The sequence below is a fragment of the Aeromicrobium stalagmiti genome (genome assembly GCF_013283745.1).
GTDB classification, from domain to species: Bacteria; Actinomycetota; Actinomycetes; order Propionibacteriales; family Nocardioidaceae; genus Aeromicrobium; species Aeromicrobium stalagmiti.
The window spans coordinates 320,443-336,393 of sequence record NZ_JABSTZ010000003.1 but is presented as its reverse complement, the minus strand read 5'-3'; the positions used below and the strand labels follow the sequence as shown (position 1 = coordinate 336,393).

13 protein-coding genes and 1 tRNA gene are annotated in these 15,951 nt (G+C 69.0%); 11 read left to right on the top strand and 3 right to left on the bottom strand.

Annotated features, from left to right (window positions below; genetic code table 11):
* Positions 1 to 2: 2 nt before the first annotated feature.
* Entirely contained in the window at positions 3 to 323 is a 321-nt protein-coding gene (locus HQK15_RS13985) for a hypothetical protein (RefSeq protein ID WP_173492089.1), read from the bottom strand.
* Between the two features lie 100 nt (positions 324 to 423).
* Between HQK15_RS13985 and trpC the strand changes: the two genes are divergently transcribed.
* The 9 genes from trpC to pyk all read left to right on the top strand — a co-directional run bounded on the left by trpC (position 424) and on the right by pyk (position 13,276).
* A complete protein-coding gene (gene trpC / locus HQK15_RS13980) occupies positions 424 to 1,230 on the top strand; it encodes an indole-3-glycerol phosphate synthase TrpC (RefSeq protein ID WP_173492088.1) in 807 nt (268 codons plus the stop codon).
* A 65-nt stretch (positions 1,231 to 1,295) separates the two neighbouring features.
* Complete coding sequence (trpB, locus tag HQK15_RS13975; protein ID WP_173492087.1) at positions 1,296 to 2,522, top strand: tryptophan synthase subunit beta; 1,227 nt, start codon at positions 1,296 to 1,298, stop codon at positions 2,520 to 2,522.
* Positions 2,519 to 3,319 carry a tryptophan synthase subunit alpha gene (gene trpA / locus HQK15_RS13970; protein WP_367649186.1) on the top strand — a complete coding sequence of 267 codons (801 nt, stop codon included), beginning with the start codon at positions 2,519 to 2,521 and terminating at the stop codon, positions 3,317 to 3,319. Before trpB ends, trpA begins: the two co-directional genes overlap by 4 nt.
* Positions 3,320 to 3,322: 3 nt before the next feature.
* Positions 3,323 to 4,234 carry a prolipoprotein diacylglyceryl transferase gene (gene lgt / locus HQK15_RS13965; protein WP_173492086.1) on the top strand — a complete coding sequence of 304 codons (912 nt, stop codon included), beginning with the start codon at positions 3,323 to 3,325 and terminating at the stop codon, positions 4,232 to 4,234.
* Positions 4,235 to 4,326: 92 nt separating this feature from the next.
* Positions 4,327 to 5,058 (top strand): VIT1/CCC1 transporter family protein, encoded by a 732-nt coding sequence (locus tag HQK15_RS13960; RefSeq protein WP_173492085.1) that lies wholly within the window; start codon positions 4,327 to 4,329, stop codon positions 5,056 to 5,058.
* A 52-nt stretch (positions 5,059 to 5,110) separates the two neighbouring features.
* Positions 5,111 to 5,536, top strand: coding sequence for a universal stress protein (locus HQK15_RS13955; protein ID WP_173492084.1), 426 nt, complete (start codon positions 5,111 to 5,113; stop codon positions 5,534 to 5,536).
* Positions 5,537 to 5,675: 139 nt separating this feature from the next.
* Positions 5,676 to 10,220 carry a glutamate synthase large subunit gene (gene gltB, locus HQK15_RS13950; RefSeq protein WP_173492083.1) on the top strand — a complete coding sequence of 1,515 codons (4,545 nt, stop codon included), beginning with the start codon at positions 5,676 to 5,678 and terminating at the stop codon, positions 10,218 to 10,220.
* The gene (locus HQK15_RS13945) at positions 10,213 to 11,691 is read left to right on the top strand and encodes a glutamate synthase subunit beta (protein ID WP_173492082.1); all 1,479 of its coding nucleotides are present in this window, start codon (positions 10,213 to 10,215) and stop codon (positions 11,689 to 11,691) included. The genes gltB and HQK15_RS13945 overlap by 8 nt, the downstream gene beginning before the upstream one ends.
* 127 nt (positions 11,692 to 11,818) lie before the next feature.
* Positions 11,819 to 13,276 (top strand): pyruvate kinase, encoded by a 1,458-nt coding sequence (gene pyk / locus HQK15_RS13940; protein ID WP_173492081.1) that lies wholly within the window; start codon positions 11,819 to 11,821, stop codon positions 13,274 to 13,276.
* Positions 13,277 to 13,283: 7 nt separating this feature from the next.
* Here pyk and HQK15_RS13935 read toward each other — a convergent pair whose 3' ends face one another.
* On the bottom strand, positions 13,284 to 13,559 hold the full coding sequence (locus tag HQK15_RS13935) for a hypothetical protein (RefSeq protein ID WP_173492080.1): 276 nt from the start codon (positions 13,557 to 13,559) through the stop codon (positions 13,284 to 13,286).
* A gap of 184 nt (positions 13,560 to 13,743) precedes the next feature.
* Positions 13,744 to 13,826, bottom strand: a tRNA-Leu gene (locus HQK15_RS13930).
* A 41-nt stretch (positions 13,827 to 13,867) separates the two neighbouring features.
* Here HQK15_RS13930 and HQK15_RS13925 point away from each other — a divergent pair.
* Both HQK15_RS13925 and HQK15_RS13920 read left to right on the top strand, forming a co-directional pair.
* The gene (locus tag HQK15_RS13925; protein WP_173492251.1) at positions 13,868 to 14,482 is read left to right on the top strand and encodes an ANTAR domain-containing response regulator; all 615 of its coding nucleotides are present in this window, start codon (positions 13,868 to 13,870) and stop codon (positions 14,480 to 14,482) included.
* Positions 14,483 to 14,643: 161 nt separating this feature from the next.
* Positions 14,644 to 15,930 carry an ABC transporter substrate-binding protein gene (locus tag HQK15_RS13920; RefSeq protein WP_173492079.1) on the top strand — a complete coding sequence of 429 codons (1,287 nt, stop codon included), beginning with the start codon at positions 14,644 to 14,646 and terminating at the stop codon, positions 15,928 to 15,930.
* Positions 15,931 to 15,951: the final 21 nt, after the last annotated feature.

The window sequence follows — 15,951 nt, the reverse complement described above, 5'->3', positions numbered from 1 at the left end:
GCTCAGAGGCGGGACGAGGCGCCGAGCAGGTACGACAGCAGGCCCGTGACGAGGGCCGCGCCGCCGATCGTGAGGCCGATGACGGCGGCGGAGTCGCCGGTCAGCTCGCCCTTGGACGCCGCGATCTCGCGCCGGGCGTGGACGCCGGTCGTGATGGACGGGACCCCCAGCACCAGACAGCCGAAGGGGAAGACGTAGAGAGCTGCGAACGCGCCGATCCCGAGCACCACGCTGTAGACGGCGAAACGGTGCGTGGCGCCGGCCACCTCGTCGCCCGGGGTGACGTCGGGCTGGTCGTCGTCGGGTGGGCCGGTCCAGGTCATGCCGTGAGCATAGTGACCCACGGGTACTGCACCCCCGGATCGCGTGCGCTGCGCGAGGGATACTCTTGAAGCACAGGACCATCGACCACAAGGAGGATCCATGTCAGTGCTCGACGAGATCCTGGTCGGTGTGGCCGAGGACCTCGAGACCCGGATGGCGACCACCAGCCTGGACGAGCTCAAGGTCCAGGCGTCGCGCCAGCACCCGGCGCTCGACCCGATGCCTGCCTTCCGCGCCGACGGCGTCTCGGTCATCGCCGAGGTCAAGCGTTCGAGTCCCAGCGAGGGCAAGCTGGCCACGATCAAGGACCCCGCTGCGCTCGCGTCCGACTACGCCGCCGGTGGTGCCGCGGCCATCAGCGTCCTGACCGAGGAACGTCGTTTCGGTGGCACGCTCGCCGACCTGCGCGCCGTGCGCGGCACGGTCGACATCCCGGTGCTCCGCAAGGACTTCATCACGACCTCCTACCAGCTGTGGGAGGCCCGGGCCGCCGGTGCCGACATGGCGCTGCTGATCGTCGCGGCGCTCGAGCAGATCGCCCTCGAGAGCCTCATCGAGCGTGCGCGCTCGATCGGTCTGACCCCGCTGGTCGAGGTCAACGACGAGGCCGAGGTCGAGCGAGCCGTCGACGCCGGAGCCGACCTGATCGGCGTCAACGCCCGCAACCTCAAGACGCTCGAGGTCGACCGAGGCACCTTCGAGCGCCTCTCGCCGCTGATCCCCGACACGGCCGTCAAGGTCGCCGCCTCGGGTGTCCGCGGACCTCGCGACGTCATCGACTACGCCAAGTCCGGCGCCCACGTCGTGCTCGTCGGCGAGACCCTGGTGCGTGGCGACGACCCGCGAGCCAGCGTCGCTGACCTCGTCGCAGCCGGTGCCCATCCGGCTCTGCAGCACCGCTGGTAGTGGCGTCACCGTGCTGCGGTGACGCGCCTTCGACCACCCACCGCTGCTCTGACCTCTGAGGAACCATGACGTACGCACAACCTGACACCACCGGACACTTCGGACGCTTCGGCGGCCGGTTCATGCCCGAGGCGCTGGTCGCCCCGCTCGACGAGCTCGACCACGCGTGGACCGATGCCAAGTCTGACCCGGCCTTCATGGCCGAGCTCAACCGGATGCTGCGCGAGTACGCCAACGTCCCGAGCCCCCTCTACGAGGCGCACCGCTTCTCGGAGGCTGCCGGTGCCCGCATCCTGCTCAAGCGCGAGGACCTCAACCACACCGGCGCGCACAAGATCCGCAACGTCATCGGTCAGGCGCTCCTGGCCAAGCGGATCGGCAAGCCCCGGGCGATCGCCGAGACCGGCGCCGGCCAGCACGGCGTCGCCTCGGCGACCGCGTGCGCCTATCTCGACCTGGAGTGCACCGTCTACATGGGCGAGGTCGACACCGAGCGTCAGGCGCTCAACGTCGCCCGGATGCGGATGCTGGGAGCCGAGGTCGTGTCGGTCACCAGCGGCAGCCGCACGCTCAAGGACGCCATCAACGAGGCCCTGCGCGACTGGGTCGCGAGCGTCGACACGACGTCCTACCTGTTCGGCACGGCCGCCGGCCCGCACCCGTTCCCGAGCATGGTGCGTGATCTGACGCGCGGCATCGGAGACGAGGCGCGCGAGCAGGTGCTCAAGCTTGACGGCAAGCTGCCCGACGCAGCCGTCGCGTGCGTCGGTGGTGGCTCCAACGCGATCGGCCTGTTCACGGCGTTCATCGACGACGCCGACGTGCGACTCGTCGGCGTCGAGGCCGGCGGCGACGGCGTCGACACCGGTCGCCACGCGGCCACGATCACCGGCGGCGACGTCGGCGTCCTGCACGGTGCGCGCTCGTTCCTGCTGCAGGACGAGGACGGGCAGACCGTCGAGTCGCACTCGATCTCGGCGGGTCTGGACTACCCGGGTGTCGGTCCGGAGCACTCCTTCCTCGCCGACATCGGTCGCGCGCAGTACGTGCCGGCCACCGACGACGAGGCCATGGCGGCCTTCGACCTGCTGTGCAAGACCGAGGGCATCATCCCGGCGATCGAGACTGCGCACGCCCTGGCGGGTGCACTCGACCTGGCCAAGGAGCTCGGCCCCGACGCCACGATCCTGGTCAACCTGTCGGGTCGCGGTGACAAGGACGTCCACACGGCGGCGGAGTACTTCGGCCTCATCGACGAGCCCGTCGTGCTCGAGCAGGGAGTCGAGGAGTGAGCGGGGCGATCGCTGACGTCTTCGCGAAGGCCCGGGCCGAGGACAGGGCCGTGCTCGTCGGCTACCTGCCGGCAGGCTTCCCGACCAAGGAGCTGTCGATCAAGGCGATCGAGGCGATGGTCGACGGCGGAGTCGACCTGGTCGAGGTGGGGCTGCCCTACAGCGACCCCGTCATGGACGGTCCCGTCATCCAGGCCGCCGCGGAGCAGGCGCTCGCCGCCGGGTCGCGCACGACGGACGTCATCGACGTCGTCCGGGCGAGCGCGGCGACCGGCGCCCCGACCGTCGTCATGACCTACTGGAACCCCGTCGAGCGCTACGGCGTCGAACGGTTCGCCGACGACCTCGCCGCGGCCGGCGGGTCGGGGCTCATCACGCCCGACCTGATCCCCGACGAGGCCGACGAGTGGATCGCGGCGTCACAGAAGAACGGCCTCGACCGGATCTTCCTGGTCGCGCCGTCGTCCACCGACGAGCGACTCGAGATGACGGTCGATGCCGCGAGCGGCTTCGTCTACGCCACCGCGGTCATGGGCGTCACGGGTGCCCGTGACCAGACCAGCTCGCTGGGCGAGGAGCTCGTCGCCCGGGTCAAGAAGGTCACCGACAAGCCGGTCGGCGTCGGTCTCGGCGTGTCCAACGGAGCACAGGCCCACGAGATCGCCGCCTACGCCGACGCGGTCATCGTGGGGTCCGCCCTCGTACGCTGTCTACTGGACGCCCCGACCGAGTCCGCCGGGCTCGAGGCGATCCGCACCCTGGCGCAGGACCTGCGCGCCGGCGTCGAGAGGACATAACCCGTGCTGTCGTACATCCCGAGCCCGTCCCAAGGTGTCTGGAACCTCGGGCCGCTGCCGCTGCGCGCCTACGCACTCGGCATCATCATCGGCGCCCTCGTCGCGATCTGGATGGGCGAGCGACGCTTCCAGGCACGCGGGGGCCGGGCCGGTCTGGTCGGCGACGTCGCGATCTGGGCGATCCCGTTCGGCATCGTCGGTGCCCGCATTTATCACGTCATCACCGACCCCGAGCTCTACTTCGGGGCCGACCGCAACGCGCTCGACGCCTTCCTGATCTGGAAGGGCGGGCTCGGCATCTGGGGTGCCATCGCCGGCGGCGCGCTCGGCGCCTACATCGCCTGCCGCCGCTACGGCGTCTCGTTCTCGATGCTCGCGGACGCCCTCGCCCCCGGGCTGCTCGTGGCCCAGGCCATCGGCCGGCTCGGCAACTACTTCAACCAGGAGCTCTTCGGCAAGCCCAGCGACCTGCCGTGGGCGCTTGAGATCTCGCCGGAGAACCGGCCCGCCGGCTACCTGACCTCCGAGACGTTCCAGCCGACGTTCCTCTACGAGCTGCTGTGGAACCTCGCGGCGGCCGCGCTGATCATCGCGATCGACCGCAGGTACAAGCTGACCGGTGGGCGGGCCTTCGCGCTCTACGCGATGCTCTACACCGCCGGCCGCTTCTGGATCGAGCAGCTGCGCATCGACACCGCCAACCACGTGCCGCTGTTCGGCATGGAGATCCGCATCAACGTGTTCACGTCGATGATCGTGTTCCTGCTCGCGCTCGCCTACTTCGTGCTTGCCGGACGCCGCAAGGCTGCGACCGAGGACGTCGACCACGACGAGGTGCCGGTCGAGGACGACGCCGACGGCGAGGGCGCCGTGGACGCTGACGTCGACGACGAGGTCAGGGCCGAGAAGGACTGACCCCGCCGGAGCGCCTTCGCGCGTCGCGACCCCGAGGCAGGACAGCCTGACCTTCGATGACGGAGGGCTGGTCGAAGGCATAAATTTGCCTCATGACCGACGTCCAGGAACCCCTGCCGGACCCCGCCAAGATCGAGCACGAGCACCCCGACGTGACGGGCGGCTGGCTCCGGCCGGCCGTCTTCGGCGCGATGGACGGTCTGGTCTCCAACTTCGCCCTGATGATGGGCGTCGTGGGTGGCAGCACGGCCTCCGACACCAAGCCGGTCGTGCTGGCCGGTCTCGCGGGCCTGGCCGCAGGCGCCTTCTCGATGGCAGCGGGGGAGTACACCTCCGTCGCGAGCCAGCGGGAGTTCGCGCTCAAGCAGGTCGACATCGAGCGTCACGAGATCCTGACCAACGAGCGCGCCGAGGAGGCCGAGCTCGCGGCGATGTTCGTCGACAAGGGCATCGACGAGGACACCGCCCGCGAGATGGCGCGCGAGGTGCACCAGGACCCGGAGAACGCGGTCAAGGTGCACGCCCGCGAAGAGTTCGGCGTCGACACCGACGACCTGGCGTCCCCCATGCTCGCGGCCGGCTCGTCGTTCGTGTCGTTCGCGATCGGCGCCGTCATCCCGCTGCTGTCCTACCTCGTCGGCATCGAGACGGCATGGCCCGCTATCGTCCTGTCGCTGATCGGTCTGTTCGCCTGCGGTGCGGTCGTCACGCGGGTCACGGCCCGCACCTGGTGGTTCGGTGGCATCCGCCAGCTGGTGCTGGGTGGCGCAGCGGCCGGCCTCACCTACCTGGTGGGCGAGGCCGTCGGCGCGTCGCTCGGCTGACGCCGGGGCGGCTGGTCGGTACGCTGAGGGCCGATCGATCAGGAGACCCACCATGCCCAAGATCATTCTCGTCGGAGTCGACGGCAGCGACAGCGCCCGCAAGGCCGCCCAGACCGCAGCAGAGCTGGCCGCCAGCACGGGCGCGCGACTGCACATCGTCACCGCGGTCGACGAGAAGACCCGCTTCGACGACGAGGTCGTGATCGGCGACGTCCGGCTCATGACTCCGGGGGAGCAGGCCGAGGCGATCGCCAACGAGGTCGCCCGGTCGCTCAACGGCATCACGCCCGAGGTGCACGTCAGCCTGGCCCACGGCAAGCCGGGCGACGCGCTCGTGCAGGTCGCCAAGGACATCGGGGCCGATCTGATCGTGGTCGGCAACCGTCGCGTCCAGGGCATCGGCCGCATCCTCGGCAGCGTGGCGACCGATGTCGCGCACCACGCGCCGTGCGATGTCTACGTCGTCAAGACGTTCTGAGCGACACCGTCCACCGGTGAGGCGAGCCTCACCGGTGGTGGCTCTTCGGAGCGTGTAATCTTGGGATGCTGTCCGAGGCCAATGTCGTCCCCGGTACGAAGTATTCGTGACCATTGATGACGTGAGAGAGGGCCACAGCATGCGTGCCCAGCCTTTTTCTGTTCTACCTCCTGCTCAGGGCCTGTACGACCCGGCCAACGAGCACGACGCCTGTGGAGTCGCCTTCGTCGCGACCCTGACCGGTGTGGCCAGCAACGACATCGTGGCCAAGGGGCTCACGGCCCTGCGCAACCTCGACCACCGTGGTGCGGTCGGCGGAGAGCCTGACACCGGTGACGGCGCGGGCATCCTCATCCAGGTCCCCGACACGTTCCTGCGGGCCGTCGGCGGCGTCGAGCTGCCCGAGGCCGGCTCCTACGCGTGCGGCATGGCGTTCCTGCCGCTCGAGGAGTCCGCTGCCGCCGAGGCGCGCGCCGCGATCGAGGCCATGGCCGTCGAGGAGAACCTGACGGTCCTCGGCTGGCGCGACGTCCCGGTCAACCCCGAGATCCTCGGCTCGATGTCGCGCGGCGCGATGCCGTCGTTCGCCCTCATGTTCCTGGCCTCGGCCGGCGAGCCGCTCAGCGGCATCGCCCTCGACCGCGCGGCGTTCGGCCTGCGCAAGCGCGCCGAGCACGAGCTCGAGGTCTACTTCCCGTCGCTGTCGAGCCGCACCCTGGTCTACAAGGGCATGCTGACGACCGACCAGCTCGAGGGCTTCTTCCCCGACCTGAGCGACACCCGCATGGAGTCGGCGCTGGCGATCGTCCACAGCCGCTTCTCCACCAACACGTTCCCGAGCTGGCCGCTCGCGCACCCGTTCCGGTTCGTCGCCCACAACGGCGAGATCAACACCGCCCGCGGCAACCGCAACTGGATGCGGGCGCGTGAGGCGCTGCTCGAGAGCGACCTGATCCCCGGCGACATGCAGCGTCTGTTCCCGATCTGCGACCCGCACGGCAGCGACACCGCCTCGTTCGACGAGGTGCTCGAGCTCCTGCACCTGGGCGGTCGCACCCTCCCGCACGCCGTCATGATGATGATCCCCGAGGCGTGGGAGAACGACACCGACATGGACCCCGCCCGCCGGGCGTTCTACGAGTTCCACTCCTCCGTCATGGAGGCGTGGGACGGGCCCGCAGCGGTCTGCTTCACCGACGGCACCCAGATCGGCGCGGTCCTCGACCGCAACGGTCTGCGCCCGGGACGCTACTGGGTGACCGACGACGGTCTCGTCGTGCTCGCCTCCGAGGCGGGTGTCCTCGACATCGACCAGACGTCGATCATCCGCAAGGGACGGGTCGAGCCGGGCAAGATGTTCCTGCTCGACCTCGACGAGCACCGCATCATCGAGGACCACGAGATCAAGAACACCCTGGCCTCGGAGCACCCCTACGACGAGTGGCTCTACTCCGGCCTGGTGCGGTTCGAGGACCTGCCCGACCTCGAGCACATCGTCCACACCCACGCGTCCGTGACGCGTCGCCAGCAGGTCTTCGGCTACACCGAGGAGGAGCTGCGCATCCTCATCGCGCCGATCGCGCGCACCGGCGCCGAGGCGATCGGCTCGATGGGCACCGACACGCCCATCGCGGCGATCTCGGACCGTCCGCGCCAGCTGTTCGACTACTTCTCGCAGCTGTTCGCCCAGGTGACCAACCCGCCGCTCGACGCGATCCGCGAGGAGGTCGTCACGTCGCTGGCCGGCACGATCGGGCCCGAGCGCAACCTGCTCGCGCCCAGCGCCGCGTCCTGCCGCATGCTGCAGCTGCCGTTCCCCGTGCTCGACAACGACGAGCTCGCCAAGATCCGGCACATGAACAAGGACGGCGACATGCCGGGCTTCTCGGTGCACGTCGTCCGTGGCCTCTACGACGTGGCCGGCGGGGGAGAGGCGCTGCGCGCCAAGCTCGAGGCGATCTGCGCCGAGGTGTCCGAGGCGATCGCCAACGGCGCCCGCATCATCGTCCTGTCCGACCGGCACTCCAACGCCGATCTCGCCCCGATCCCGTCGCTGCTGCTGACCGGTGCGGTGCACCACCACATGGTGCGCGAGAAGCTCCGCACGCAGGCCGGGCTCATCATCGAGGCCGGCGACGTGCGCGAGGTCCACCACGTCGCGCTGCTCATCGGCTACGGCGCCACGGCGGTCAACCCCTACCTGGTGCTCGAGTCCGCCGAGGACCTCGCGCGCGAGAAGATCTTCGTCGAGGGCGTCGCGCCGGCCAAGGCCCTGCGCAACGTCGCCTACGGCCTGGGCAAGGGCGTGCTCAAGGTCATGAGCAAGATCGGCGTCTCCACCGTCGCGTCCTACACCGGAGCGCAGATCTTCGAGGCCGTCGGCCTGTCCCACGAGGTCATCGACGCCTACTTCACCGGCACGTCGTCCAAGCTCGGCGGCGTCGGTCTCGACGTCATCGCCGAGGAGGTCCGGGCCCGGCACCTCAAGGCCTACCCGACCAGCGGCATCGCCGGTCCGCGCCGCCAGCTCGAGGTCGGCGGCGAGTACCAGTGGCGCCGTGAGGGTCCTGAGCACCTGTTCGACCCCGAGACGGTCTTCCGACTGCAGCACTCGACGCGCTCCGGCTCGTACGAGATCTTCAAGCAGTACACGTCGCGGGTCGACGACCAGTCCGAGCGGCTCATGACGTTGCGCGGCCTGTTCGGCTTCAAGGAGGGCCTGCGTCCGCCGGTCTCGATCGACGAGGTCGAGCCGGTCTCCGAGATCGTCAAGCGCTTCTCGACCGGTGCGATGTCGTACGGGTCGATCAGCCAGGAGGCGCACGAGACCCTCGCGATCGCGATGAACCGCCTCGGCGGCAAGTCCAACACCGGAGAGGGCGGCGAGGACCCCGATCGCCTGTACGACCCCGAGCGCCGCTCGTCGATCAAGCAGGTCGCGTCGGGACGCTTCGGCGTCACGTCGGAGTACCTCACCAACGCCGACGACATCCAGATCAAGATGGCGCAGGGTGCCAAGCCCGGCGAGGGCGGTCAGCTGCCCGGCCCCAAGGTCTACCCGTGGGTCGCCAAGACGCGTCACTCGACGCCGGGCGTCGGCCTCATCTCGCCGCCTCCGCACCACGACATCTACTCGATCGAGGATCTCAAGCAGCTGATCCACGACCTCAAGAACGCCAACCCCTCGGCACGTGTGCACGTCAAGCTCGTGTCGGAGGTCGGCGTGGGCACGGTCGCCGCGGGCGTCTCCAAGGCCAAGGCCGATGTCGTCCTGATCTCCGGGCACGACGGCGGCACAGGCGCGTCGCCGCTGACGTCGCTCAAGCACGCCGGTGGTCCGTGGGAGCTCGGTCTCGCCGAGACCCAGCAGACCCTGCTGATCAACGGCCTGCGTGACCGCATCGTCGTGCAGGCGGACGGACAGCTCAAGACCGGCCGCGACGTCATCATCGCGGCGCTGCTGGGCGCCGAGGAGTTCGGCTTCGCGACCGCCCCGCTGGTCGTCAGCGGCTGCATCATGATGCGCGTCTGCCACCTCGACACCTGCCCCGTGGGCGTCGCGACGCAGAACAAGGTGCTGCGCGAGAAGTACTCCGGCAAGGCCGAGTACGTCGTCAACTTCTTCACCTACATCGCCCAGGAGGTCCGCGAGCACCTCGCGGCGCTCGGCTTCCGGTCGATCGAGGAGGCTGTCGGCCACGCCGAGGTCATCGACGCCAACAAGGCGGTCGAGCACTGGAAGGCCGACGGGCTCGACCTGTCGCCGATCTTCTACGTGCCCGAGCTGCCCGAGGGTGCTGCCCTGCACAACACGACGACGCAGGACCACGCGCTCGACAAGGCGCTCGACAATGAGCTCATCGCGCTGAGCGCCGACGCGCTCGAGCGGGGCGAGCCGGTCCGGGCCCAGGTCGACATCCGCAACGTCAACCGCACGGTCGGCACGATGCTTGGTCACGAGGTGACCAAGCGCTACCGCGGCGAGGGCCTGCCCGAGAACACGATCGACATCACGTTCCTGGGATCGGCCGGTCAGTCGTTCGGCGCGTTCGTCCCGAAGGGCATCACCCTGCGGCTCGAGGGCGACGGCAACGACTACGTCGGCAAGGGCCTCTCCGGTGGACGCATCGTGGTGCGCCCGCCGCGCGACGCCCAGTTCACCGCCGAGGCGCAGATCGTCGCCGGCAACGTCATCGGCTTCGGCGCGACCGGGGGAGAGATCTTCCTGCGCGGCAAGGTCGGCGAGCGCTTCTGCGTCCGCAACTCCGGCGTCAGCGCCGTCGTCGAGGGCGTGGGCGACCACGCGCTGGAGTACATGACCGGAGGCCGGGTCGTCATCCTCGGCCCGACCGGCCGCAACGTCGCGGCCGGCATGAGCGGCGGGTCGGCGTACGTCCTCGACCTCGACGAGGACCTCGTCAACCGCGACATGGTCGAGACGCGCCCCGTGCCCGAGGCGACCGCCGAGGAGCTCCACGAGCTCATCCGCAAGCACCACGAGGAGACGGGCTCGGTCGTCGCCGAGCACCTGCTCGCGCACTGGGAGCAGTCGCTGGCCCGTTTCACCGAGATCATGCCGGTCAACTACCGGCTGGTGCTCGAGGCGCGTGACGCCGCCGAGGCCGAAGGCCTGTCCGAGGAAGACACCACAGCACGCATGATGGAGGTGGCCGCACGTGGCTGATCCCAGAGGTTTCATCAACACTCCCCGCCAGGTCGCGGAGCGTCGTCCCGTCGAGGAGCGCGTCAAGGACTGGAACGAGGTCTACCCCGGTGGCCCGGGCAAGGCCCTGCTGCCGATCATCTCCGAGCAGGCCGGACGCTGCATGGACTGCGGCATCCCGTTCTGCCACTCGGGCTGCCCGCTGGGCAACCTGATCCCGGAGTGGAACGACCTGGTCTGGCGTGACGACTGGGACGAGGCTCTCGACCGTCTCCACGCGACCAACAACTTCCCGGAGTTCACCGGTCGCCTGTGCCCGGCGCCGTGCGAGACGGCGTGCGTCGTCGGCATCAACCGTGACGCCGTGACGATCAAGAACGTCGAGGTCTCGATCATCGACAAGGCGTGGGACGACCGTCAGGTCAAGCCTGAGCCGCCGGAGTGGCTGACCGGCAAGACCGTCGCCGTCGTGGGCTCCGGCCCCGCGGGGCTCGCGGTCGCGCAGCAGCTGACCCGTGCGGGTCACACCGTCGCGGTCTACGAGCGCGACGACAAGCCCGGCGGACTGCTGCGCTACGGCATCCCCGAGTTCAAGATGGAGAAGATCCAGGTCGAGCGTCGTATCGACCAGATGGAGCGTGAGGGCACGGTGTTCCGCACCGGCGTCCAGATCGGCGACACCCTCACGGGCTCGCAGCTGCGTGACCGCTACGACGCGGTCGTCCTGGCGATCGGCTCCACGATCCGTCGTGACCTCCCGGCCCCGGGCCGCGAGCTGGCTGGCATCCACCAGGCCATGGAGTTCCTGCCCCAGGCCAACCGGGTCGCGCTCGGCGAGCCTGCGACCTCGGACGGCTCCGACCAGATCCTCGCGACCGACAAGGACGTCGTCATCATCGGCGGCGGCGACACCGGTGCCGACTGCCTCGGCACGTCGGTGCGCCAGGGCGCCCGCTCGATCACCCAGCTGGAGATCCTGCCCAACCCGGGCACGGACCGTCCCGGTCACCAGCCGTGGCCGACCTACCCGATGATCTATCGCGTCTCCTCGGCCCACGAGGAGGCGGGAGACCGCGTGTACTCGGTCTCGACGAAGGAGTTCGTCGGCGACGAGGACGGTCGCGTCAGCGCGCTGCGCCTCGTCGAGGTCGAGTTCGTCGACGGCAAGCTCACCGAGATCGAGGGCACCGAGAAGGACATCCCGGCGCAGCTCGTGCTGTTCGCGATGGGCTTCACCGGTCCCCAGACCGAGGGCCTGGTCGACCAGCTGGGCTGCGAGCTCGACGAGCGCGGCAACATCAAGCGCGACAAGTCCTACATGTCGAGCGTCGACGGCGTCTTCGTCGCCGGTGACGCCGGTCGCGGCCAGTCGCTGATCGTGTGGGCCATCGCGGAGGGACGCTCGGCCGCCGCTGGCGTCGACGCGTACCTCTCGGGCTCGACCAACCTCCCGGCGCCGATCCCGCCGAACGCGCGTCCGCTCACGGTCTGACCTGCCGGAGACGGTTCGGCTCACCGCCCCCGCTTGCGGGGGCGGTAGACCGAGGCTGTCTGAGTTTGTTGTGTGAAACCACAAAATTGACTCGCCGGTAACCACCCGACCGAACTAGGGTGGGCACGTGAGAAGAGCAAAGATCGTCTGCACCCTCGGCCCGGCCGTCGGCAACGCCTACAAGATCCTCAAGCTGGCCGAGGCCGGCATGGACGTCGCACGTCTCAACATGAGCCACGGCGACCAGTCCGACCACGAGCAGAACTTCACGTGGGTGCGCGAGGCCGCCGAGACCACGGGCAAGGCCATCGCGATCCTCGCCGACCTCCAGGGCCCCAAGATCCGGCTCGGCCGCTTCGCCGACGGACCCGTGCAGCTCGAGGCCGGATCGACGTTCACGATCACGGTCGACGACATCCTGGGTGACGTCAACCGCTGCTCGACGACCTACAAGGGACTGCCCGGCGATGTGTCGCCCGGCGACGAGATCCTCATCGACGACGGCCGCATGCGGCTGCGCGCCAAGGAGGTCTCCGCGACCGACGTGACCTGCGAGGTCGAGACCAGCGGTCCGGTCAGCAACAACAAGGGCATCAACCTGCCGGGCGTCATGGTCAGCGTCCCCGCCATGAGCGAGAAGGACATCGACGACCTGCGCTTCGCGCTGCGTCTCGGCGTCGACTTCATCGCACTGTCGTTCGTGCGCTCGGCCGACGACTACGAGGACGTCCGCAAGATCATGGTCGAGGAGGGCATCCACCGCCCCGTCATCGCCAAGATCGAGAAGCCCCAGGCGGTCGACAACCTCGACGGCATCATGGACGCGTTCGACGGCGTCATGGTCGCCCGAGGTGACCTCGGGGTCGAGCTGCCGCTCGAGGACGTGCCGATCGTCCAGAAGCTCATCGTCGAGAAGGCCCGCCGCAACGCCAAGCCGGTCATCGTCGCGACCCAGATGCTCGAGTCGATGATCTCGGCGCCCCGGCCGACGCGCGCCGAGGCCTCCGACGTCGCCAATGCCGTCCTCGATGGTGCCGACGCCGTCATGCTGTCGGGCGAGACCAGCGTGGGGGAGTACCCCATCCACACGGTGCACACGATGGCGCGCATCGTGGAGTCGACCGAGGACCACGGCCTGCCCCGCATGGCCGCGTTCACCTGGAAGGCCAAGACCAAGAGCGGCATCATCTGCCGCGCGGCCTCCGAGGTCGCCGAGGCGGTCGACGCCCGCTTCGTCGTCGCGTTCACGACCAGCGGCGACTCGGCCCGCCGGATGACCCGCTACCGCTCGCGCGTACCGGTCATCGCGTTCACGCCCGACCCGTTGGTACGCCGTCAGCTCGCGCTCAGCTGGGGCATCGAGACGTTCACGGTGCCGGAGGTCAAGCACACCGACGACATGGTGCTGCAGGTCGACCGGGCCCTCCTGGAGATCGAGCGATGCAGCGAGGGCCAGCAGGTCGTCATCGTCGCCGGCAGCCCTCCGGGCATCCCCGGATCGACCAATGCGCTGCGCATCCACAACATGGGCGACGCGATCAACGGCGTCGTCCCGGCCTACACCGATCCCGAGGTCGACGCGTAGCTCCCGCTTACGCCGCGTGAGTCCCCGGCCGGCCGCGCTTGCGGGTGCGCCTCCGGCGGGACGGCTTCGCCTCAGGGGCAGCGGGGTCGTCGACGACGATGCCGGGCGGGAGCTCGTCGACCCGTGCCGGTCGCCAGACGTCGGCGGCGAGGATCTCCGGTGCCAGGAGCGGGTCGTTGATCCACGAGTCGGTGACCGGTTCGTAGAAGGCGGCGACGCCCCGCAGGCTGACGCGTGCGAGCTCGCCCGGCTGCCCGGGCGTGTCCAGGACGAAATAGGTCATCGACGAGATGTTGGTGTTCCCTCGGTCCGAACGCATGCGGCTCCTGTGCGGTCAAACCCTCCTGAGGAGATTGTGCTGGAGGAGGCGGCCTCCCCGTGGCGAATCGGGACAATGTGCGGCAATTGTTTTCCGACCGCTGTGCCGACCCGGGCGAACCACCGGGGACGGCGTGTCAACACCCGTGTGCCGAGTGCGGGACTCGAACCCGCACGCCCTTTCGGACAACGGTTTTTGAGACCGTCGCGTCTACCATTCCGCCAACTCGGCAAGCCTCTGACGAGGCCGTATAACCTTCTCACGTGAACTCCATGCCTCCCTCATCGGGACCGACCACGTCTCCTCGCGTCGTGATCGCCGAGGACGAGGCGCTGATCCGCCTCGACCTCGCCGAGATGCTCGCCGAGGAGGGCTACGAGGTCGTCGGACAGGCGGCTGACGGCGAGGCCGCCGTCGAGCTCGCGACGCAGCACCGCCCCGACCTGGTCGTCATGGACGTCAAGATGCCCAAGCTCGACGGGATCGCCGCCGCCGCGCAGATCGCCCAGGCCCGGATCGCCCCCGTCGTGATGCTGACGGCCTTCAGCCAGCGCGAGCTGGTCGAGCGGGCGCGCGAGGCCGGTGCCATGGCCTACCTGGTCAAGCCCTTCACCAAGTCCGATCTCGTGCCCGCGATCGAGATGGCGCGCAGCCGGTTCGCCGAGATCACGGCGCTGGAGCGCGAGGTCGGCGACCTGTCCGACCAGCTCGCGACCCGCAAGGCCGTGGAGCGCGCCAAGGGACTGCTCCAGGAGGCCCTGCAGATCAGCGAGCCCGACGCGTTCCGCTGGATCCAGCGCACCGCGATGGACCTGCGGCTCACGATGCTGCAGGTGGCCCAAGGGGTCATCGACCACGGTCCTGCGCTGGGCAAATCCGCCGAATGATGCCCTGATCCTGCAGGATTGCTCCGGCTCGGTTACAAAATGGTGACTTAACCGGCCGTGCACGGATCCTTGACACAAATGACCCCCCGGAAGACTAGGTTCGTCCGTACGTACACGCACGTTGGCACGCGCCACGGGCTTTCTACACATCCGGAGGATTGATGAAACGCAGTACCACAACGATTCGCCTGGCTGCCGTCGCAGCCGCGAGCGCACTCGTTCTCGCTGCCTGTGGTGGTAGCGACAGCGACGGTGCCAGCGCTGACGAGACGTCCGCCGCTCCGGCCAAGGGCGACGGAACGCTGACCATCGGTCAGCTGCTGCCGCAGACCGGCAGCCTCGCCTTCCTCGGCCCTCCGGAGTTCGCCGGTGTCGACCTGGCGATCAAGGACATCAACGCCGCAGGTGGCGTCAACGGCAAGGACGTCGTCGGCGTCAAGGGCGACTCGGGCGACACCGACTCGGGCATCGCCCCGGCCGAGACCGACAAGCTCCTCAAGGCCAAGTCCGACGTCATCGTCGGCGCCGCGTCCTCGGGCGTCTCGCTGACCGTCATCGACAAGATCATGTCGGCCGGCGTCGTGGAGTTCTCGCCCGCCAACACGTCGACCTCGTTCGACGAGGGTGACTACGCCAAGCCCGACCTCTACTTCCGTACGGCGCCGTCCGACATCCTCCAGGGTGCCGTGCTCGCCAACCTCCTCATCGAGGACGGACGCTCCAACGTCGCCATCCTGGCCCGCCAGGACGCCTACGGCGAGACGCTGGCCAAGGAGGTCACCAAGAACCTCGAGGACGCCGGTTCGACCGTCGCCGCCAGCGTTCTCTACAGCGAGAAGACCGGCCCGGGTGACAGCCAGATCACCGAGATCGCCGATGCCAAGGCCGACGCCGTCGTCCTCATCGCGTTCGAGGAGACCACCACGATCATCCCCAAGCTGATCCAGGCCGGCGCCGGCCCGCAGGACGTCCCGACGTACTTCGTCGACGGCAACACGGCCAACTACGGCAAGGGCGATGCTGCCTCGCTGCCCGACGGCACCCTCAAGGGCACCAAGGGCACGATCCCGGGCGCCGAGGCGACGACGGACTTCAAGGACCGTCTGGCCACCGTCGACCCGAAGCTGAAGGACTACTCCTACTCGGCCGAGTCCTACGACGCGACCGTCGTGTCGGCTCTCGCAGCGATCGTTGCGGGCGACGACTCCGGTGAGGCCATCGCCAAGGAGATCCCGAACGTCACCAAGGGCGGCGAGAAGTGCGACTCGTTCGAGGCGTGCGCCAAGCTGCTCGAGGCCGACGCGAAGGCTGACATCGACTACGACGGTGTCTCCGGTCCGATCGAGCTCGGCGAGACGGGCAGCCCCACGGCCGCCTCGATCGGCATCTACGAGTACGACGGCAAGAACAAGATCAGCCCGGTCAAGTACATCGCCGGCAACATCTGATCGACCGTGACGCTGATCTGA